We start from the raw sequence: 21,531 nt of genomic DNA on the forward strand, positions 1-21,531 counted from the left end.
GCTGCATCAAGGCAATAAAATAACATGAGCGAATTTATTTTTAATCTGAGCGATATAAGCGCATCAGATGGTAGCGCCGTGGTCACTGTAAATAACAGTGATTCAGTTTTCGGCGTGGTTGAGGGAAGCCAGTTATTTATTGCTGGCAAACTTCCAAGCACTATTCTTGAAAGCAGTACAACGGATAGTACGATCACCCTGAGTTCGCCATGGTCACAGGGTGACGTGAGCAATGTGGCCGCGAAAATCATTCCCATTGGTACCGTGGCTGAATTGCTCACAGCGTTAGAGCGAAACCGAGCAGCTTATCAAGCGTTTGTAGATGCAGGCGGTGCAGGTACCTCTGAAGTTTCTTGGAGTGACATTCTTGCTTCATCGCTACCGGAGTTTGTAAAGCGATGGGGGAAATACAGCGAGATAACCGAAAAGCCAGATTATGCTCAAGGCTGGCCAGATTTTGAGAACGTTACTGGGAAGGTTTCTCAAGAGCAGTTACCGGACGATCTTGATTTTGATGGCGAGCTATCTCACGCACTAAGCCCACCAATTGACGAAGAAAGCGCATTACTTCAACGGTTGATTGATTACCCAAAACTCAAACAAACAGAAGTATTGCCAACCACCTCACCGAATAATAGAAAAGAAATACTCACGGATAACATACGGGGCTTAATTCATGTAGCTATGCCAGATTCATGGTTTACGGTGCCTAATTCGCTGCAAAGCCGTAAGTTTATGGTGATGCCTAGTAGCCGTTATTTAAAGCTCAATGCTGCGTATACGGGCGATATTACGTTACGCGTTTGCCCGATGGGTAACGGTGGAAATGGTTTACCAGGCAATCCAACACTCGCCAATCATGAATGGCACACCATAACGGCAAACGTAACCAACTTAGCCACCATAGGCGATGGCTTTGTGGGCGTGATTGACTTCATTCAAATGGGCAACCGGTGGGAAACCCTAGACACTGAAAAATCACACTTCGAATCACTTAACGCTTACTACACTCGCGACAATGACGCGTCAGTTTCAAGCCCCTTTTTAAATTTCTCTTTGCGTAGCGATGGGTATTGGTACAGCGAAGATATGACGCCTAGTAGCCCTCACACGTTGGGTGGTAGTTGGGTTCAAGATGGCAACACATTCACCGTTACCGAGGCTACAAGCGGCACAGATGCTTTACGTTTTTTCGCGGATGCGTTAGACGATTATGAATTTGAATTGGTGATCGCGGTGAATTATGTGAGCGGCAAGCTAGCTATTACAGATGCCAACCAAGACCCCAACATAATTTACTATTCAGGAACCGGCCGGTATATCACAAATGACCGCATTTACTTTAAGCGCGGCAGTAGCTCTGTTACTGCAGCATTTACGGTTGAGTCTACAAGAATGAGAATGCCGCACTATGGATAGATTGTTTGATATTAACCAAACCGTAGCGCCAAGCTGGACGGATGGCACTGAATGGGTGCATGACACAAACCCTGCTAACGAGGTTGAAAACGTTTATCGCCGTATTTACTCAGATAGTGAAGAAGGAAACCCCGACTACCGGTTAGCCCCAGGTGATAGATTTTATATCGGAGCGGCAAAAGATGCGATTGCCGATTGGACGCCTAGAACTTTGCCATGGACGTTTGATATAAGCGCGGGGCGAGCAGGCGATCGTTTAGAATTCCACTTTGGCTTGCAAGTTGGTGAAAATGACATAGACACTACGCTAACTGAGCATAGCCCGTTCATTCAGAACGTAACCGGCGATTTCATTTTAGTCGGAGCAAACCATCAAAGCTTTACTGGGATAAAAGCAAAAGACTCTGATCCAGTGCTAAAGCTAACGCAAGCGAACACTGGCGGCGCGGTTTACGGTGCACTATTAAACAACACTGGCCTAATTGATACTCAGGGGTACGCGTTAACCGATTGGGAATTTAGAAAGCTTAGGTTCAATGATATTGAAATTAAGTCGTTAGACATTCCTAGTGGTTCAAGCAACGTAAGCACTCAAGATTTTAATATCAGCGGTTCGGGTGATATTGGTATTGCTATTCGTTCCGGCCACGTTGACATGGAAGTGATCGGCGGCAAAATAACAAACCAGAACCACGGCTACAGCAATAATCAGACCCTACTACATGGGTTAGAGATAGAGGAAGGCGGCGAAGCGATAGTAAGAGAAGTTAAAACGAAAGGCTTCAGCGGTACTGGGTATAAATTTAAATGCCCCGTTGATGTAAAGCGTTTAACTTCCACACGCGATGGCGCAGGGTTAGAGTTTCAAGAGTATTCAACCGCTCGATACTGCATGGTTAGCTGGACTAGACAGTTAGCCGGTGACAGTTTCGCGTACTACTTTCCCAAAGGTGGTGAACTCAATAATTGTGGCTGCAACTTAGATGAAGTCGGCGGCTTGGGTGTTGTTGTGGCCGGTGAAGGCGCAACCGTAATTATCAATGGCGGTGACTATCGAGCGCATTTGCCTTTGCCGTTTCTTTCTGCGCTAGGCGCCTGCACGTTTATTTTAAACAACGTGATGCTAAATGGTGTTTTATATAACGAAACGGTAGAGCTTGAAGAAGGCGAGGCATGGCGCAGTGAAAAAGCTACGGTAACAGTAGATGCCATGGAAGTAGCCGCAAATAAAACGCTATCACTTCCATACCAGCACATACCTGAAATGGTTGATGCTATCGCGGTTCAAGGCTCGCAAACGCCATTCAAAACAGTTATCACTTTACCCACTGATGCAAGGATAGCATGCACGCCCGATGGCACACTGCGTTACATACCAGGTACGGCATGGCTTCATTTAGACCCTGGCGAAAGCGCAGTAGACTACTTCAGATACAGCACCCCCGAACTTATCTACATGCACAAGTTCATTATCAACGGTTCTGAGGAAGTAGGCCCCAAAGTTGTGCAGCCTAATGCGTTTAGCGGTTCAGGCTGGACGAATAACAACGGTGTTTATACGACAACCGGCACAAGCAATTCACTTACAGCTAGCTACGCATTTGAAGAGGGTGAAATCTACCAAGTTATTCTAAATCTTAGTGAGCGTTCTAGCGGTTCGGTTATGCCTAAACTTGGTGCCGCTATACCCAAATACAGCCATGCGATTGAAGGCTATGAGGTATGGCTGATACGCGCACCGGCTAACACCACGCAAATAGAAATAACCGCCAGTGGTTACAAAGGCACAGTTCAAAATATTTATGTGCAAAAACTCATAAGAACAGAAGCACCAGCCTTACCTGAATTAAGCGCCACGGTAGATGGAAGCACCGCAAATATAGAATGGGAGCTTATACCGGTAACACGTTTACGAGATACCTATACCGCTGATGTTCACATTCAAAACCAAGAGTTAGATCAGGAAGTTGATGCTGGCTATGTGAACGATGATGAAACCCTAAGCTACCTATTTGAAAACGTATGGTGTAGCGGTAAGCGTAAAGGAATAAGCCTTTACGGTTGCGAATCACTTGAAGTGGATGGCTTTAAATGTACTGGCGGTTTTGATGGGCAGCTCGATACGTGGATAGTGGGTATTCAAGCGGATTTATATCATCCTTATGCAAAGGTGCAGCAGTTAGGGAATATAACTATCGATTTGGGGCTTGATTCCAACTACGGGAATTATGAGGCTGAGAAGGGCAACTCTGATCCTGTTGTAATTAACGGGGCCTATTCGGGTTATGAGAGTTATTTGTATAGCGCCCACCTTTACAATGTGGATTTAGCGAACGGCTCTGATGCTAACGGCGATTTAAAAAAGCGCGTAGAAATCAATAATGGCCGACTAGAGGGCGCATGTAAGACGCTTCGAACACATAAGCACGGCTCGTTAGTTGCGGCCAACTGCGAAGTAATACAGGGGTACGGAACCCGCGAAGTATTTTCAGTCCAACACAGCCCAGCTTACCAAGAGATATGGAATTGCACCGTAGATGGTGTTCGTTGTGTGAGCACCACGCAGATGAACGAACAGAAAAAAGACGCCAATTATTTCTATGAAGGACGCGGCTTATTAGGCGGCAATCGTTCATCAGTCGAAGTGCTAAAAACCTACCCCACCCTAGATGCCTTAAACCGTTTCACCATGACCGACATGCAATTTCAGGTGTCGAGCGATAACGGTTCAACGTGGTCAGATTTAACCGTTGATAACGTGGATTTACCTGGCGTTATCGGTTGCTTCAAACGTTCAGTTAGCTTTTCAAGCGGTACTTATGAAATCCGATGCCGTTGCTTTAACGGCGCCTTAATTGGCGCTTGGTCAAACACAGTTTCAATAACAATTTAAAGAGAGAATAAAGAATGGCAATTCTATTTGACGGAGCAGGGCATGTTGGCGGCTTCACCGCCGTGCTAGATGGTGATTTTGATGTAATCTTACCAACCATAACCTACACCGCTGGCTATACTTCCGTATTTGGCGCCGATGATGAGGGTACATTTTTACAATTAAGGGGCACTGTTACTCGCCTTAGATTTGGGAATGGCGGCTCTACTATCGACTTGGCAACCGGCGCACTTGTGGGGGTTACCGTATCAGACGGTAGAATTAAAAGGGTAGGCGATCAGTTAACGTTTACATTGGCTGGTGTGTCACAAACAATAACGAGTACGGCCTCACTGGATATTCGCAATTGGGGGCAGCATGACGGACGCTCTTTCTTTGAAGGTACAATGTCAGGTGTCGCTACTATTACCGGCAATCTTGAGGGGGTAATCACTCACGATTTTGATGGCGGCGTAGTCGATGAAACTGACATGCCAAATACATCTGGTGATTATGACCACGGTACTTTAGTAGGATTTACCACAGGTGGTTATCAAACCCCCGCAACATCTGACGCAGTAGCAAACGCGGGTGATGATTTAGGCGGCATTAATGCTGGTGACAATGTTCAGTTAGACGGTAGCAATTCCCAAAACGTAGACAGTTTTACATGGGTGGAAACCACATCAACAGGCGTGACATTAATTGATGCCAATACGTTAACGCCTAGCTTTGAAGCCCCTGCATTCACAGACCCCACAGAAATAGCGTTCGCCTTAACGGTTGACGCTGCAAACGGTACTACCGACACCGATTCGGTGAGTTACTTTGTTCTTGAAGATGGTGCAGCTATTACAGACCCCATCGAATTAGTGGTTATGGATGCCCCCGGCTTTCCCTATGACCCACCTACTTTAACAGGTGGTGCACATATACCGATGATTATAAATCAAGCGGGTACGCTGGAAAGAAACGTTGATGGTGCTGGATGGGTTTCAGCAGGTGCGGTAACTGAAGGTTCACACGTAGATGATTTTATTGGTGATGTTGGTGCGTTCACCGTTGAATATCGTATCGCTGAAAACCCTACAACCACAGTAACAACTCAAGAAATCGTAATAGGGTTTGGTGTTGATACATGGGGGCATTCAAACATGAGCGGAAGAGGTGCTTCTACCAGCGCTAATTACACTCCTTCAAGCGCTGGCACAAAAGCTTATATGTTTGGCAATAACGGTGTATTTAAAGAGCTAGACGACCCATATGATAGTCACAGTGGTCAGGTATACGGTGTTTCTTCTGATAGCAGTGCTGGCGGTTCTTTGGTTATCTACATGGCTAATGTTTGGCTGGAAAACAACCCCGACATACCAATCTACTTTGTTCCTAATGCTAAAGGCAGTTCAGGAATGGAAACGTGGTTGCCTACCAGTACAGATAGAGTTAACGGGTACAATCTTTATGAAGCGGCAATGGCTAGACGCGCTGAAATTGATGTTAATATTTGTTTAATCTTCATCGGCGGTGTTGATTACAGTAGCACAGGTGACGCGTATACAAACGAATTAGCAGGGTTTGGCGTTCTTTCACAAGCCAACTGGGATGAGTCAGGTATAAAAACCGTTCTTATTACAGAGCCTTATTACCCAACCAGAACACAAGGGGATGCTTACGTAGGGCAAGATGCTATTAGTCAAGCTATCAACGATGCCCCACGTTTTCACGAACACGTAGCCTATGTAACTGAAACCATTTACCCAGTAGATATTTCAGACGGTAACGGCGGCGATGACGTTCACGCCACAGGCGGTGCGGCTCGCCTTGATATGGGTACGCGAATTGGCCGCTCATTGGTTAGAGGTCACAGCACATCATGTCTTGTAAAGCTTGAAGGGTTAGAACCTACCGATGGCGTGATGAATATTACGCTTTTAGATTCTAGCGATAACGAAGTTTATAACCAGCCTATCATTTTCCATAACGGAGAAGCTTCAACAGCAGGATTAAATCTTGAACAAGGTGAAGCGGTAACAGGTACGGTTTCAGACGGAGCGAATACTTACCAAGTTTCAGGCGTAGTTGCTGGCGATGTTACAGAAGTGGTAGCTAACGTTGCCCCAACAGCCAATGCTGGCCCCAATCAATCAGTGGCGGCGGGCGTAACAGTTCAGCTAGACGCATCTAGTTCAACACCTGGCACGAATCCCATTGCATTATATGAGTGGACGCAAACGGCTGGTGACACTGTTGCGCTTGAAGATGAAACCACCGCTACACCGTCTTTCAGTGCGCCAAGTAAAACTAATGCGCAAACTATTACTTTTAGCGTGGTTGCGATAGATTCAGAAGGAAATCGAAGCGCTGCAGCTGCTGTTTCAATTGACGTAGCTGCTGTTGTCTTAAGTGAAATATTAAAGATAATCGAACGATTAGATTTTGAGCTGCAAACGCAAGGTGATGTAAATGCTTATTATGGCCGCGCTAATCGTGAAGTAATGAAGCTGAAACCTTCCAATCCTGAAGGGTTAGTGATGGATGGCGAGTTTTTAAACCTAGAAAGCAACACGATCACTGAGGTGAAAATTGTTGCTGAGGGGGTTTCAATATCATCTAAAACAGATGCAATTAACATTAATAAATCTGAGCTCATCCCGCGACTTGGGGATTTAGATATTGGTAAAAACGGTAATATCTACTTTAGCATTATTGTTTTTGTAGAGGGTGACGACAAAGGTGTGGTTGTGTCGTCGAAAGGTGCAACAGGTAACAAACCAATGATTTACGTCACTCTATAAGGTAAAGGTCATGCCATATCTCACCACTAATTTTGGTTCAATTAATATTGAAGACTACGTTACAAGTAGAATTATCCGTATTAAATACAATGGTAAAAACTTTAAATTCTTTGGGCAGTCTGAAGGCGAGAATGGCATGATTATCTATATAGGGCATGGTGAATTAGAGTTCCGTGTTGTGGCCGCATTGAAAGACTGGTGCGCTAAAAACGGCATCGGTTATGTTCGGTGGGGAGATGGCCCTGAAGCAAACAAGACCATAAATATCCTCAAAAAAGCTTCATAATATTCGCCTTTTTTAAACGGCAGAATGCGCCCTTCAGAGGTGCGTTTAATTCTGAAAATAACAATTAAGTTATTAATATAAATTGCTTTTGCCATGTGATTTAAAATCCCTCGTCAGTAATGACGTGCCGGTTCAAGTCCGGCCCCGGGCACCATTTCCTATTACATCTAAATACATCCAATTTAAATTCTTAAAGCTTTTAATACGCTAATTAATTTCAGCATTTTGCTTTATGGCTAAGTCACGCTCTGTGCTACCATATCACTCTAATCTGATTGAGTTTATTGCGTGCTTCCACATATTAATTCTATTCTGGCGCTTAGAACGTCTGAGCTCAAACGAGCAAAGCGAGCATTTAATGCGCGGGGTAGTAAAGTTATCCGTTGCGATATTTGTTTACTGCCTGTAAACGCGTGTATTTGTGCCGATAAGCCTGAGCCACAAGCATCCTGTGCGGTACTTTTCATCATGTACAAGGGCGAATACTACAAGCCCACCAACACAGGCCGATTAATTGCAGATGTGGTAGCTGAAAATTACGCGTTTGTGTGGCAAAGAACCGAACCCGATGCCGATTTACTGGCGTTACTAAGCAACCCTAAATACCAACCTATTATTATATTTCCTCACGAGTATGCTGAGCCAGCGCGCTGCATACCCAAGCCTGAAGATAAAACAGATAAAATTCCATTGTTTATATTTTTAGACGGCACGTGGCGTGAGGCGCGAAAAATGTTTGGTAAAAGCCCTTACCTTGATAAGTTTCCGGTGCTGGGTGTATCCCCTGAAATATCATCGAATTACTTGTTGCGGGAATCTACACGAGAATTCCAGCATTGCACTGCAGAGGTGGGAATAAACGTGTTAGATTTGGCAGGTGAGGTTGAAGCGGCTTCGGCACTTGCGAAATACTTCAGTATTTTTCGACATCAATACTTGAAAGGGAAGCCCCATTTAAGTCACAAAATTGAATTTGCAAAGGCGCAAGTTAAGTAACCCTTATCTTGCGTGCATTCGCGCTTAACTATAAGGTTAAGCAATTAAAACCCAAGGAGAAAAACATGGCAACAGTTACGTTTCAAGGTAATTCAGTTTCAACTGTAGGTTCGCTTCCAGAAGTTGGGCAGCAAGCCCCAGACTTCACATTAGTAAAAGCGGATTTAGGTGAAGTAACCCTCGCTGATCTTAAGGGTAAACGCGTTATTCTTAACATTTTCCCTTCTATCGATACGGGCACGTGTGCAACGTCAGTGCGTAAATTCAATGAACAAGCAGCTGGTCTTGACAATACACAAGTTATTTGTGTATCTGCTGACTTACCCTTTGCAGCTGGCCGCTTTTGTGGTGCAGAAGGTATTGAAAATGTGATTACCGGTTCTACTTTCCGTACAAGTTTTGGTGACGACTACGGTGTAGCATTCACCTCTATGCCGCTAACTGGTCTGCTATCACGAACAGTCGTTGTGATTGATACCGACGGTAAGGTACTTTATACCGAACAAGTGGCTGAAACCACGGAAGAACCAAACTACGATTCAGCAATGGCTGCTTTGTAATTAAGAATATAAAGCGTAAATAGCTCAAACCAGTAATGCCCACAGCGTTACGTGGGCATTTCAATGGAGAGGGTGATATGTCGATGTTAGTTAATGTTCAACAGCTTGCCACGCAACTGCAAGATGAACCCATCATTTTAGTGCGTGCGGTTATGGACGACCCGGTTACCAAAACGCCTGATTCTCGTGATGCCATGGTGTTGCCAAACTCTGTGGATATAGACTTAGACGGCGAGGGCAGTGATCACACCACGGGTTTTCCTCATAGTATGCCAGCCGAATCTGACCTTGCTTTGTACTTAGGCCGACAAGGTTTAACCGAACGTTCGTCTGTAGTGGTTTACGATACCCGAGGTATGTACAGCGCCCCCCGTGTTTGGTGGATGCTTAAGGCCATGGGGCATGAGAACGTAAAATTGTTAAATGGCGGCCAAGTAGCGTGGGAAGAAAAAAACTTACCAGTATCAGAACAACGTATTCCCTCACAGTTTAAGTATGAAAGTAATGCGCAGAGCAAATGGTTTGTAAATAGCTCAGCGGTTATCCAAGCAATTAATACCGATGCTCAACTAGTCGACGCCAGAAGTGAAGCGCGGTTTTACGGGCAAGTAAAAGAGCCTCGCCCTGGGGTTCGTTCGGGGCACATGCCAGGTGCTTACAATCTTCCATTCACAGCGCTGTTAGAGAATGGTTCTTTTCTAAGCATTGATAAATTAAAAGAGGTTTTTGCCAAAGCCAGCATAGATTTATCAAAGCCCATTATCTGTACCTGCGGTTCAGGAGTTACGGCGTGTATTATTGGCGTTGCTGCACTTATGTGTGGTGCAAATGATGTTGCTATTTACGATGGTTCTTGGTCTGAGTGGGGAGCTAACGCCACTTTTCCAGTTGTGAAAGATTAACCTTCGGTCGAATTAGGGTAGTCGTGTTACGTGTATATATTTCAAAGGAATTGAGCTTATGAATACACCGCCTCGCGTTGTAGTGTTAACTGGTGCAGGAATTTCAGCAGAATCTGGATTAAAGACATTTCGAGATAACAACGGATTATGGGAAGAGCACAGTGTGGAAGACGTGGCTACGCCCGAAGCATTCGCACGTAACCCCGAACTTGTATATCGGTTTTATAATGAACGTAGAATGCAATTGACTACTGATTGCGTTAATCCCAATGCTGCTCATGAAGCGCTCGCGACACTTGAACGCGCTTTGAAAGGCCGTTTCACATTAATCACGCAAAATGTCGACGATTTGCACGAACGCGCGGGCAGCGAACGTATCTTGCATATGCACGGAAAATTACTGTCTAGCCGTTGCGTAACCACAAATAAAACGTTTGAATGCAAAACTGCGTTCGACGGCCAAACCGCTTGTGCCTGTTGTAATACCGCCACTTTACGACCCGACATTGTATGGTTTGGTGAAATGCCCCTTTATATGGAAGAAATTTCACAAGATATTGCGAACGCAGATATCTTCTTAGCCATTGGAACCTCAGGAAACGTTTATCCTGCCGCTGGGTTTGTGATTAATGCGAAAGATTCTGGCGCACAATGCATAGAGTTAAATTTAGAACCTAGTGCGAACAATTGGTTGTTCGATGAATCTATTAGCGGCAATGCCACTGAAATAGTCCCAGCGTTTGTAACGCGGTTAATTAAAGAATATGATCTTTAAATAAAGCCATAATTTGAAGATATTCATGGCTAAAGACGCTTTACTAGCCTGTAAGCTCACTGACACTGAGCGCCTAAAATATAGAGTATTATTAATAATATATGCCTTACCTGAATGAATTTTTGACCATTGCCCTAGTACACCTTGTTGCAGTAGCTAGCCCAGGCCCTGATTTTGCAGTAGTGGTTCGCAATAGTCTCGCTTACGGTCGCCGCATTGCTATTTATACAAGTGTTGGCATTGGACTGGCAATTTTGTTGCACGTTGGTTATTCGTTAGTGGGCTTAAGCATGGTTATTGCCACTACGCCATGGCTTTTTCAAACCTTTAGTTATCTTGCTGCGGGTTATTTATTGTATATTGCGTATGGCGCGCTAAAAAGCGGGCCTACCCAACCGCCAGCAGACGGCGAGTTTGGGGTAAGCAACAGCAAAGATAATCTGGATGAAACTAAGCTAGCTAATAACAAGGCGGCCAATAATAAAAAAGCTAACACGCAAATATCTGCACAAAAAGCACTTTGGATTGGCTTTTTAACAAATGGCTTAAACCCCAAAGCGACCTTATTCTTCTTATCGTTGTTCACCGCTATTATTGATATCGACACGCCTTTTTCAATCAAGCTTGGTTACGGAATTTACTTAGCCATAGCAACAGGGCTTTGGTTTTGTTTTCTATCCTACCTACTTAGTACCAGTAAAATTGCTCAACTTATTGGTAAAAAAGGATACTGGCTAGACCGCGCGATGGGCGTTTTACTGGTTGGCTTGGCTGCAAAACTAGTCTTGGGCTAACATTTCACTCGGTGATTTGTGCTTTGAAGCTAAACGCTAGCCATTACATTTAATCAACTAATACTTGGTTATTGGGGTTAACCGCCATATTTATGTATAATGCGGCGGTTAAATTCGATAGCAGCAGTAGAGGAACGTGTGGCAGATAATAAAATGCCTTTTAAAGATAACCAGCCATCAAGCAAGCTAGAAAGAACACTTTCAAAGCAATACGATTTCGATATTAAGTCGTTGTTTTCCCGTGCTAATGGATTGGTTAAAGCAAACTTTTCAAGCTTATTTCAAGCTTCATTGGTTCTATTTCTTACATTTGTCGCACTTGGTTTTGTCGCTCAGAAGTTCATCATTTTCAATGACGATGGCACTTTTATTTTTGAACACCAATCGTTAATTGAAATTGTCGCTATTTTCATTGTTGCGCCGTTGATTGGTGGGTTGTATATGATGGGGGTAAGCCATGCCAGAGGTCAAAAGACCACGGTTTTTTCTATATTCAGCTACGTTTCTTTAATTTTCGCATTAGCCCTAACACAGCTGGTGAATGGTATTGTGGTACAAATTGGCTTGGTATTGTTATTCGCCCCTGGTGTGTATTTATGGATGGCGACGTCTTTTTCACTGATGCTAGTTGCCGATAAATCGCTCACACCGCTTCGCGCTATTATTTTATCGTGCCGGGTATTTAATGCCTATTGGGCACCACTAACTGGTGTTTTTGCCGTCTTCATTATCTTATTTATCACGGTTCCATTAACACTAGGTTTATCCCTTATTTGGGTTCTACCCCTGTATTTCAGTATGCTAGGCTTGTTGTATGAAGAAATGATTGGTGAAGAGGGCGAACATACCCCAACTCAATCCGTTCAACATAAAAGGAATGAGTCGAGCTTCGATGCATAAACGGGAAACGCTAAAAATTGTTTTAATTACTATTGCTGTATTGGCAGTAATAGTAATTAACGCGCTTATATTAACCAAGCGCGAACCCGATATTTTAGATATTCCAGAAACACCTAAAGCCACAAAGCCGGTTCCCGACTTTTCTGCGTACACCGACGTTAAAGAAAAAAAGAGTGCTTTTTTCGATTACTTACGCCCTGAAGTTGAAAGACAAAATGCGTATTTACTTACCCTTAGACACTACATACAAACGTTGTATCGTAAAGCGTTGAACGAAGAGCCCCTAACCGACGATGACATTAGCCGCCTTGAGTGGTTGCAAACTGAGTACCGTGTTAAGGCGGAACAACCGCTTACATCTCGTCTGCTTGACTTGCTACACAAAATCGATATTTTGCCTGCTGAACTCGTGCTCGTGCAAGCCGCGAACGAGTCGGCGTGGGGCACCAGTCGTTTTGCCAGAAAAGGCTACAACTTCTTTGGTATTTGGTGCTTTGTGAAAGGGTGTGGCTTTGTACCCGGTAAACGAAATGCCGGCGCTACGCACGAAGTCGCAAAATTCCCCAGTCTATCTCGGGCGACTTATACTTACATGCGAAACCTTAATAGGCACGAAGCCTATACCGATTTACGAGAAATCAGAGAGCGGTTAAGGGCAAATCAAATCCCCATTACTGGCGTTGCTTTGGCAGAGGGGTTAATGAACTACTCTGAGCGTGGCGCGGCCTATGTAGACGAATTACAAACCATGATCCGGTTTAACCAGGAGTTCTTAACTGAATGAAACGTATAGCTTGCGCGATAATAGGCGCATTACTCACCTCAAGTGTTGCCGCTGAAATGGTGAATGTGGAATACAGCCGTTTTTATAGTCACGTAAAAAAACTGGATAATGAAGACACCCAAGCTCTGCAATTCGCTTTTGGTTTTTTGCGTGTTGGTGAAGGGCGGTTATGTGAAATTAATAATGCTGAAATAGTCACTGACAAACAAACTTTGCCATTAGAGGTTAGCGATGAGTATCGATTCACTGTTCCTACGGAAAAAGCGCTAAAATTGGCAAATGCCTACGTAAGCATAGATTTAACAGAAGCGGCTAATGTATGTGATATGTCTGTGCAGCTTGAAACAAAAAGTGAATACTTAACCGCCAGTTATACAAAAGAAGAGCTCAATTTTATCTATGGTCAATATGAAGCGTTCTTTAATGAAATGGGCAGCTTTTTATCGTTCTTAATGCCAACGGTGAAAGGGTTGATGTTGCAATTTGATGATAGAAACTTAGATTATATTACCCCAGAAGGGCTGCACATTAATAACGGTATACTTCACCTAGAACAAAGTGAAATCAACGAAATCAAAGGACTTACGTTACCGAAAGCCCCACTTCGTGTGACCGCTATGGCATCAAGCTAATAGCTGATACTTAATTTGCTCAGCAATACGGGTGATGGTTTCTTCACCCTTTTCACATAGCTCTTGTGCGCGGTGAAATTCCATAATACCCACGTCCGTTAATTGGGGCTCTATCAGAATATCCGGCGGATCGCCCGCTAAACGAGAACGTGTCACCCTTGCTTGAAGTATCTCTAGCGAACTACTCATCACACTTAAAATCCCTGGAGGGCTACCTTTAGGGACTTTATTTGGTGGCGGCGAAATTGTTTCTTCTATGGCTTCAATAGCTTCGCTAGCAATCCCTTCGTTTTGTTCGCTATGCTCGCTGTCGGTTTCCGTTTCAGTTTCCGGTTCTGCTTTTTCTTTACTGTCAGGTGAGAACCACTGCTTAAGCACGTTTTGGCTTTTTGTGAAAAAGTCTTCGGTTTTTCTTTGGTTTTCTTCGTGATCGAGTCGTAATTTTTCAAGCCTAAGCGGCCTGAAGTCAGCATTAAGGTTCACGGCAATAACAAAGTCTGCACCAAGCTGACGACACAGGTTAACAGGCACTGGATTAACCACCGCGCCATCTACTAACCAACGATCGCCATGGGCCACTGGGGCAAATAGTGCAGGAATAGCACACGAGGCTTGAATAGTGTTGCCAATCTCGCCAGAACTGAACACTACTTCGCGACCTGTATACAAATCGGTAGCCACAGAGGCAAATGGTTTTTCCATCGCTTCGTAGGTTGGGGCACAAAACTCACTGGCAAGCTTATCAAACACTTTTTGCCCGCTAGCAATACCGCCTCTACGTAAACCAACGCCCATCAAAGCAAGCACCTGCCAATCTGACAAAGAACAAGACCATTCTTTAAGGCCTTCTAATTTGCCACTGGCGTAGGCGGCACCAACATAGGCACCGATAGAACAACCTGCCACCACGTCAATTTTAATACCCAGCTTTTCTAATGCCTGAATAATACCAATGTGTGTCCAACCTCTTGCAGCACCCGCACCTAATGCTAGACCAATTTTCATTTAGTTTGATTCCATCAGATTGATAACGTGAACCGTGTCGTCAGAGGGCTCATTGGGCGACTCAAAGCTCGGTGGATCGAAACCAATATCACCATCTTCAACCGGCTCGTTCTGGGTAGTTATACCTTTAAAGTCGTGCAAATTCTTGTCGACCAAATGTGACGGCGCTACATTTTGAAGCGCACTAAACATAGACTCAATTCGTCCAGGGAATCGGCGATCCCAATCTTGTAGCATGGCCTTCACGTTCTGACGCTGCAAATTCTCTTGAGAGCCGCACAAGTTGCAAGGGATAATAGGAAATTCTACGGCATCAGAATAACGTTGAATGTCTTTTTCGGTGCAATAGGCTAGAGGCCTGATCACAATGTGTTCACCATTGTCGCTTACCAACTTTGGTGGCATTGATTTAAGCTTACCGCCATGAAACATATTCAAAAAGAACGTTTCTAGCATGTCGTCACGGTGATGGCCTAGGGCAATTTTAGTGGCGCCTAACTTTTTGGCCGTACTGTATAAAATACCGCGACGTAATCGTGAACAAAGCGAACACGTGGTTTTACCTTCAGGCACTTTGTCCATAACAATAGAGTAGGTGTCTTCTTCTACAATTTTGTACTCTACACCTACACTTTCTAGGTATTCAGGAAGTACGTGCTCTGGAAATCCAGGCTGCTTTTGATCAAGGTTAACCGCAATAATGTCAAAATGAATTGGCGCAATGCGTTTTAAAAACATAAGAATATCAAGCATAGCGTAACTGTCTTTACCACCAGACAAGCACACCATCACTTTATCGTTATGTTCAATCATGCCGAAATCAGCAATCGCTTTGCCTACATTACGACGAAGTCGCTTTTGTAGCTTATTAAAGCTGTATTTTTGTTTATTTTGAGACGCGGTTAACGGAGCGTCCGCACGGTTTGTGCCTGCACTGGTCATATCAATAGCTTGGTTACTGCGAAAAAAACCATTATACAGTAATCAAGTAAAATTGAATGTGCGAGGTGAAGATTTTTTGTATCGCGCTAGCACTGACTGCTAACAAATGCCAATAGCGCTTAAGGCTATAGTCCGATAGCGCTTAAGGCTATATAACGTTTGCTAGCAAAGCGTGATGTCAGGCTATGCACGAACTTGTATGAATTACCGTGAAAGCGGCGAAATAAAACCGTCTGGTTTTATTGCCAGTACATCACACACAAGTTCATCAATAACATGTTCAGCGGTGTTACCTATAAGGGCCGCAGAAATACCTACTCTGCCAACCGTACCGATGATAACAAGTTCAGCGTCTATATCTTTGGCTATCCTTGGAATGACTTTTTCGGGAAGGCCTTCCTTCACATAACAGCGCTCGCTATCGATAGCATACTTTTCGCAGTGTGTGTTCATCTCAAGCTCGTGATGGTGCTTTACTGCGTTGTTGTATGTGTCTGGGTCAAACTCAGGAACTTCAATAGCAATATTTAGCGGCGTAGCGGGGTAGCTGTTTACCAAATTAACGTTACCACTGAGTAACGCGGCATAATCGTTAGCTATTACAGTGATTTTGTCGTTAAGTACTGCATGTTCATCGTCTTCACTGCCTATATTTACCGCAGCAATAATTTCACCATTTTCAGGCCATTCATGATCTTTAACTAACAATACGGGCGAGGGACATTTTCTAAGTAGATGCCAGTCTGTAGGAGTAAAAATAACAGAGGCTAAATCGTCATGGCGCTTAGTTGCTTTTACCACTAAATCTATATTGTTGTCGATAACGTAATGCACCACAGCTTCAAAGGCACGGTTGTTCCATTCAACAACTATATCGGTTTTATCAAAGCCTAAATCGGTAAGGGTTTTACGCAACCAACCCGCATGTTCCTTAGTGACCGCGTCGCGCATAGCTTCACGATCATCAGGGCTAAGCATGGTTGTCATATCGTAAGATAAGTCGTAAACCACCAGCATGGCGGTGACAGAGGCACCTGTCTTTTTGGCAAGTTCATATGCACGGCTAAGCGCAGGTTGGGTCTCTCTATCGGCTTCAATGACAGCTAATATACGTTCATACTTAATCATAACCCCTCCAAACATTTTTAGATTTTTGGTTGCTACAATTTAAGTGTAATACCTATTTGCTATTACGTAACTTGTTTTAGATCAAAAGCTTTGAAGATTAGCTATTACAGGCGATATTAGGTGCAACCACAGACGTTAAACGTTGTGACATCTCATCAAAATCTAAAATAGTGATGAGTTTACCGTCCACTTGGATAATATTTTCTTTTTGAAAACGGCTTAATAGGCGGCTAATGGTCTCAATAGTTAGACCAAGATAGTTCCCAATTTCATTTCGAGTCATGGTTAGGTGAAATTCTTTATTTGAAAATCCACGTTCTTCGAAACGTTGAGAAAGCTGAGAGAGGAAATACAATAGACGTTCTTCCGCTGAGCGTTTATTAAGCAACATCATGAGATCATGATCTTGTTTAATTTCCGCACTCATAAAACTCATTATTTGATGTCTTAACTTAGGAAATTGAACTGACATCTCATCAAGCGTTTCATACGGTAGTTCGCACACCATGGCGGTTTCTAATGCCTGAGCATAACTTTGGTGCTTGTTTTCCCGTAAGGCATCGAAGCCGATAATATCGCCAGGGAAGTGAAAACCTGTAATCTGCTCTTCACCATCTGAATTGGTGACGAAAGACTTAAAAGAGCCCGTGCGTACTGCGTAAAGAGAGTTGAATGTATCTCCCGACTTTACCAGTAAATCACTCTTGTGAAGGGGTTTCTTTCGCTCAATAATATCATCTAAAGATTCAATCTCAGTCTTGTTTAGTGCAACGGGCAAACACAAGTGGCTGAAACTGCAATTTTGACAATGAATTGAGAATTGGCTTCCTTTGCTCATAGGTTCAAACTATAAATAGATTCGACTTAATATAATCTTACTCTTTTGTTTATGAAATTGCTGCATAAATTAAAAAGAGAGCATAAATAGCCAATATTCCTGAAAAGCATTGTCTTACCACGGGATGCCTGAAACCTGCTATTAGATACTGGCTACCTGCGCTTGCGGCTAACAAAGTGGGCAGAGTGCCTAACCCAAAAAATAACATGATGGCAGCGCCGTCAACGGCTGACCCCGATGCCAACGACCACGTTAACGTGGAATAGACCAACCCGCAGGGAAGCCAGCCCCATATAAAGCCATAGGGTAGTGCATAAACTGGGCTTTTGAATGGAAGAAATCGTTTAGATATTGGCTGAATAGCTTTAAATAAGCCGCGCCCCATCGCTTCAATATAATTCAAGCCTTGCCACCACTTTCCCAGATAACACGCTAATAGCAGCAGCATAACGCCACTAATCAAAGATAAAACGGGTTTAGCGATAGGCACAAACTCGGTGGCTATTTGGCCGACAGCGCCTGTAATAGCGCCGGCTAATGTATAGCTGAGGATACGGCCGAAATTATAGGCAAGGGTGTAGGGTAATGCCGGTTCATTACTTGGCGTTACTGTACGTAGTGCGGCAACAATACCACCGCACATACCCACACAATGCACTCCGCCAGCAATTCCGATAAAAAAAGCAGAGAATATATTAATCTCTGTCATCTGTTTCTTTACGTTGTTGTAACTGCTTTCGCTGTTCGGCTAGCTTCTTTTCATCACCAGATAAATCATCATCAAACAAAATGCTGTAGCCCTGTCTATCAAGATCTTCAAACTGATTGGTTTTTACCGCCCAGAAAAAGATAACCAGTGCCAGCGCAACAATAATAATAGCAATGGGAATTAAGACGTAAATGATACTCATATTATTTACTTAATAACCTCGTTGAATTGGTGACCACAATAATACTACTCAGTGACATGCCAACTACGGCCATCCAGGGAGAGAGTAACCCCGACACCGCAAAGGGTAGAATGATAATATTGTAACCTACTGACCATGCAATATTTTGCTGAATTTTACGTTTCGCCTGTTTAGCTACAGAAAATAAGGTTGGTACCGATAGCAAACTGTCACCTAGCAAAATAACATCGGCGGCTGTTTTGGCTACATCTGTGGCGTTTCCTACCGCAACCGCCACATCTGCGCTAGCAAGAACAGGGGCATCGTTTATACCGTCGCCCATCATCATGACTTTGCGACCTTGCTTTTGCAAAGTATGCACCTGTGAATATTTTTGCTCCGGTGATAAGCCACCCTTTGCTAAGTTGATTGGTAAACTGGCAGTAAGTGCATCAACGTTTTTCTGTGTATCGCCACTTAGCACCACTAATTGATGCTCATTCAGTGCGGTGAGTGTCGCTAAGGCATCTTGCCGCAAGCTATCATTTACGCAGAACGCGGCCATTAATACACCATCTGCACACAAAAACACGTTTGCCGGTATGTCTACCTTTGAGGTGGTTGATAAGTTACAAAATACGGCTGAACCCATAGTAAAAACGACGTTGTCTATCTCACCACTAATGCCGCCACCTGGTGTAACGGTAAATCCGTTCATGGTATTAGGCAGGGTTTTATTTTGTGACTTAACATTATCGTTGTCGAAGGCACGAGCAATAGGGTGCTCAGAACGAGACTCTAACAATGTAGTTAGCGCCATTACCTGCACTGGATCTACCCCTTTAGCAAACCAGCGCTGTTGCAAAGAGAACTTACCTTCGGTCAGTGTGCCGGTTTTATCAAGGGCAATGGTATCAATATCGTTAAGTTGCTCTAATGCGTCAGCACGCTTTAACAAAATGCCCTGACGATTTAACTTTGCCATAGCGCAGGTTAACGCTGAGGGTGTGGCTAAGCCAAGGGCACAAGGGCAAGTTGCCACTAATACCGAGATGGTGATCCAAAAAGCATCTTCACTGCCCACAAACGACCAATAACTGTAGGTTAAAGCCGATATCAACAACACTGAGAACACAAAATAACGGGAAAAGTTATCGGCAATCTGCGCAGCTTTTGGCTTGCTTGCCATGGCGCTAGCTTGTAAACGTACGATTTGATTGACCAAGGCATGCTTTAAGCTTTGAGTCACTTTAACCGTTAGTGTGCCATCTTGGTTTACTGTACCGCCGTAAACTACATGGCTGGCCGATTTACTGACGGGATTAAATTCTCCCGTTAACATAGACTCATCAACCGCAGCGGTACCGTCTAGCACAATACCATCGACAGGGATGGTTTCACCAGGCTTCACCAGTACCACATCATTGGGCGCTAATTGCTTTGCAAGGACCTGAACAATACAGCCATCTTCTTCAATTTTGGCCGCTGAAACAGGAATATATTGCATCATATTGGCTGAAATTTGCGCCGCACGGTGCCTGCTCCTATGTTCAAGGAATCGGCTTAACAGCAGTAGAAAGATAAACATGCATATGGATTCAAAATACACTTCACCTTGCTCAAGCAAAGTGGAACGTAAACCCGCAAAGTAGGTACCAAATACCGCGAGGGTGACAGGCACATCCATATTCACGGTTTTTGCGCTTATTGCCTTCAAAGCAGCTAAATAGAACGCGCTTCCTGAATAAAGAACAACTGGGGTAGTAAGGGTGAGTGCAACCCAATAAAAGTATTGACGGGTTTCTTGTTCAATGGCACCAAACCAATCAAAATAAAGCCCAGCCATTAGCATCATCACCTGCATGGTCATGATGCCTGCCAAGCCTAACTTTTTAATAAACGATTTTTGCTCGCGCTTATAGCTCGCTTCATGTTCATCTGGGTGAAACGGTGAGCCAACATAACCTATGCGTTTTAGTGTGGTAAGTATTTGGCTAAGTTTAATAACATCGGGTTGCCAGGTTATTAGTGCGCGACGCTCTTGAACGTTTACGGCGACTTGCGCAATACCTGATACTTTTGATAGCTGCTTTTCAATCAGCCAACCGCACGCTGCACACGTTATGCCTTCAAGGGTTAGCTGTATTTGCTTGTGCTGGCCTTCGTCAAAAACAAACTCTTCTTGAAGGGCTGGGTCGTCATAAACGTTAAGCGCAGAAAGGCTTTCTAATATACCATCGTCTGACTTTTGGGCTGGCTCAGTACGAAACTGATAATAATCTTCCAAGCCATTATCTACGATGGCTTGAGCAACAGCTTGGCAACCAGGGCAGCAGAGCTGCCTGGTTTCACCTAATATTACTGCTTCGTATTTGTGTGTTGCATCGTTCGTTAACGCGCAATGGTAACAAAGGTTTTCGCTCATTACGGATTAAACTTGATGGCGCCAGAGTAGGGAAGTTGCAGCGTATTTTGTACTTTCCAACTGTCATCTACAGGAGAAAGCGAAACTTGCCATTTACCGGTAAGGTCCTTTTCGACAAAACCCCGGTAAATACCATTAGCATCACGACTTAATAATACACTTGCATCACGCTCTTCGATGGTCACATGATAAAAATTCAGTTTAAGGGCGTTTCCTTCTTGAGGAATACCTGAATGGAATTTTACTGCAATACTGCCGTCAGTAATGGTTAGGTCTGTTGTTATGTTTTTGCGTTTCGCGATGGCTTCTTTATCAAGCCGTGCATTGATGGCTTTACCTTCTTTGTAATAGTCGTCTACTACTAAGCTGTCTTCGGTTGAAATAGCCAATTTCAATAACACGCCACCCATTACTAATGTAATTAGGGGAACAGCAATAAGGAACCAGGGCCAGAATTGTTTATACCAGGGTGTATTCATTAATTACATCAACTCGTTTACTACAGAAAAACCGGCGCGTTAGGAAAAATAAGGCATCCAGTTAAAGAGGTGTATTTTCTCATAAAAAAAGCCCCGTGATAACGAGGCT

20 protein-coding genes are annotated in these 21,531 nt (G+C 43.9%); 12 read left to right on the forward strand and 8 right to left on the reverse strand.

The genetic code is table 11. The annotated features are described in order from the left end of the window. The first annotated feature begins 24 nt into the window (after nt 1-24). The 12 genes from ALT761_RS09795 to ALT761_RS09850 all read left to right on the forward strand — a co-directional run bounded on the left by ALT761_RS09795 (nt 25) and on the right by ALT761_RS09850 (nt 13,715). Complete coding sequence (locus ALT761_RS09795) at nt 25-1,419, forward strand: hypothetical protein (protein WP_129738370.1); 1,395 nt, start codon at nt 25-27, stop codon at nt 1,417-1,419. Continuing rightward, on the forward strand, nt 1,412-4,312 hold the full coding sequence (locus ALT761_RS09800) for a hypothetical protein (protein WP_129738372.1): 2,901 nt from the start codon (nt 1,412-1,414) through the stop codon (nt 4,310-4,312). The genes ALT761_RS09795 and ALT761_RS09800 overlap by 8 nt, the downstream gene beginning before the upstream one ends. Nucleotides 4,313-4,326: 14 nt before the next feature. Further along, the gene (locus ALT761_RS09805; protein ID WP_129738374.1) at nt 4,327-7,086 is read left to right on the forward strand and encodes a PKD domain-containing protein; all 2,760 of its coding nucleotides are present in this window, start codon (nt 4,327-4,329) and stop codon (nt 7,084-7,086) included. 10 nt (nt 7,087-7,096) lie between these two features. Continuing rightward, on the forward strand, nt 7,097-7,372 hold the full coding sequence (locus ALT761_RS09810) for a hypothetical protein (RefSeq protein WP_129738376.1): 276 nt from the start codon (nt 7,097-7,099) through the stop codon (nt 7,370-7,372). A gap of 288 nt (nt 7,373-7,660) precedes the next feature. After that, a complete protein-coding gene (locus tag ALT761_RS09815; RefSeq protein WP_232043571.1) occupies nt 7,661-8,368 on the forward strand; it encodes a tRNA-uridine aminocarboxypropyltransferase in 708 nt (235 codons plus the stop codon). Nucleotides 8,369-8,433: 65 nt separating this feature from the next. Continuing rightward, nucleotides 8,434-8,928 carry a thiol peroxidase gene (gene tpx, locus ALT761_RS09820; protein WP_013784130.1) on the forward strand — a complete coding sequence of 165 codons (495 nt, stop codon included), beginning with the start codon at nt 8,434-8,436 and terminating at the stop codon, nt 8,926-8,928. A 77-nt stretch (nt 8,929-9,005) separates the two neighbouring features. Then, nucleotides 9,006-9,830 (forward strand): sulfurtransferase, encoded by an 825-nt coding sequence (locus tag ALT761_RS09825; RefSeq protein WP_129738378.1) that lies wholly within the window; start codon nt 9,006-9,008, stop codon nt 9,828-9,830. Nucleotides 9,831-9,888: 58 nt separating this feature from the next. Next, nucleotides 9,889-10,605, forward strand: a complete 717-nt coding sequence (gene cobB / locus ALT761_RS09830) for a Sir2 family NAD+-dependent deacetylase (RefSeq protein ID WP_129738379.1) — start codon at nt 9,889-9,891, stop codon at nt 10,603-10,605. A 101-nt stretch (nt 10,606-10,706) separates the two neighbouring features. Next, nucleotides 10,707-11,399: a LysE family translocator gene (locus tag ALT761_RS09835; RefSeq protein WP_129738381.1), complete on the forward strand. Its 693-nt coding sequence runs from the start codon at nt 10,707-10,709 to the stop codon at nt 11,397-11,399. A 138-nt stretch (nt 11,400-11,537) separates the two neighbouring features. Then, nucleotides 11,538-12,299 (forward strand): stress protein, encoded by a 762-nt coding sequence (locus ALT761_RS09840; protein ID WP_232043572.1) that lies wholly within the window; start codon nt 11,538-11,540, stop codon nt 12,297-12,299. After that, entirely contained in the window at nt 12,292-13,083 is a 792-nt protein-coding gene (locus ALT761_RS09845; RefSeq protein WP_129738383.1) for a glucosaminidase domain-containing protein, read from the forward strand. Before ALT761_RS09840 ends, ALT761_RS09845 begins: the two co-directional genes overlap by 8 nt. Then, nucleotides 13,080-13,715 carry a DUF2987 domain-containing protein gene (locus ALT761_RS09850; RefSeq protein WP_129738385.1) on the forward strand — a complete coding sequence of 212 codons (636 nt, stop codon included), beginning with the start codon at nt 13,080-13,082 and terminating at the stop codon, nt 13,713-13,715. The genes ALT761_RS09845 and ALT761_RS09850 overlap by 4 nt, the downstream gene beginning before the upstream one ends. On the opposite strand, the gene ALT761_RS09855 is transcribed toward ALT761_RS09850, so the two are convergent. From ALT761_RS09855 to ALT761_RS09890, 8 genes are all read right to left on the reverse strand, one after another. Further along, the gene (locus tag ALT761_RS09855) at nt 13,707-14,720 is read right to left on the reverse strand and encodes a patatin-like phospholipase family protein (RefSeq protein ID WP_129738387.1); all 1,014 of its coding nucleotides are present in this window, start codon (nt 14,718-14,720) and stop codon (nt 13,707-13,709) included. The two genes, ALT761_RS09850 and ALT761_RS09855, sit on opposite strands and share 9 nt — an antisense overlap. Continuing rightward, on the reverse strand, nt 14,721-15,662 hold the full coding sequence (ttcA, locus tag ALT761_RS09860; RefSeq protein ID WP_129738389.1) for a tRNA 2-thiocytidine(32) synthetase TtcA: 942 nt from the start codon (nt 15,660-15,662) through the stop codon (nt 14,721-14,723). A gap of 204 nt (nt 15,663-15,866) precedes the next feature. Beyond that, a complete protein-coding gene (gene uspE / locus ALT761_RS09865) occupies nt 15,867-16,790 on the reverse strand; it encodes a universal stress protein UspE (RefSeq protein ID WP_129738391.1) in 924 nt (307 codons plus the stop codon). Between the two features lie 97 nt (nt 16,791-16,887). Further along, nucleotides 16,888-17,628 carry a fumarate/nitrate reduction transcriptional regulator Fnr gene (gene fnr / locus ALT761_RS09870; protein WP_057791847.1) on the reverse strand — a complete coding sequence of 247 codons (741 nt, stop codon included), beginning with the start codon at nt 17,626-17,628 and terminating at the stop codon, nt 16,888-16,890. 49 nt (nt 17,629-17,677) lie between these two features. Further along, nucleotides 17,678-18,337: a sulfite exporter TauE/SafE family protein gene (locus ALT761_RS09875; RefSeq protein WP_129738393.1), complete on the reverse strand. Its 660-nt coding sequence runs from the start codon at nt 18,335-18,337 to the stop codon at nt 17,678-17,680. Next, entirely contained in the window at nt 18,324-18,539 is a 216-nt protein-coding gene (ccoS, locus tag ALT761_RS09880; RefSeq protein ID WP_013784118.1) for a cbb3-type cytochrome oxidase assembly protein CcoS, read from the reverse strand. The genes ALT761_RS09875 and ccoS overlap by 14 nt, the downstream gene beginning before the upstream one ends. A 1-nt stretch (nt 18,540) precedes the next feature. Beyond that, nucleotides 18,541-20,943, reverse strand: coding sequence for a heavy metal translocating P-type ATPase (locus ALT761_RS09885; protein WP_129738395.1), 2,403 nt, complete (start codon nt 20,941-20,943; stop codon nt 18,541-18,543). Further along, entirely contained in the window at nt 20,943-21,422 is a 480-nt protein-coding gene (locus ALT761_RS09890; protein WP_129738397.1) for a FixH family protein, read from the reverse strand. The genes ALT761_RS09885 and ALT761_RS09890 overlap by 1 nt, the downstream gene beginning before the upstream one ends. Between the last annotated feature and the right edge of the window lie 109 nt (nt 21,423-21,531).

It is taken from the genome of Alteromonas sp. 76-1, from assembly GCF_900654235.1.
Taxonomy (GTDB): Bacteria; Pseudomonadota; Gammaproteobacteria; order Enterobacterales; family Alteromonadaceae; genus Alteromonas; species Alteromonas naphthalenivorans.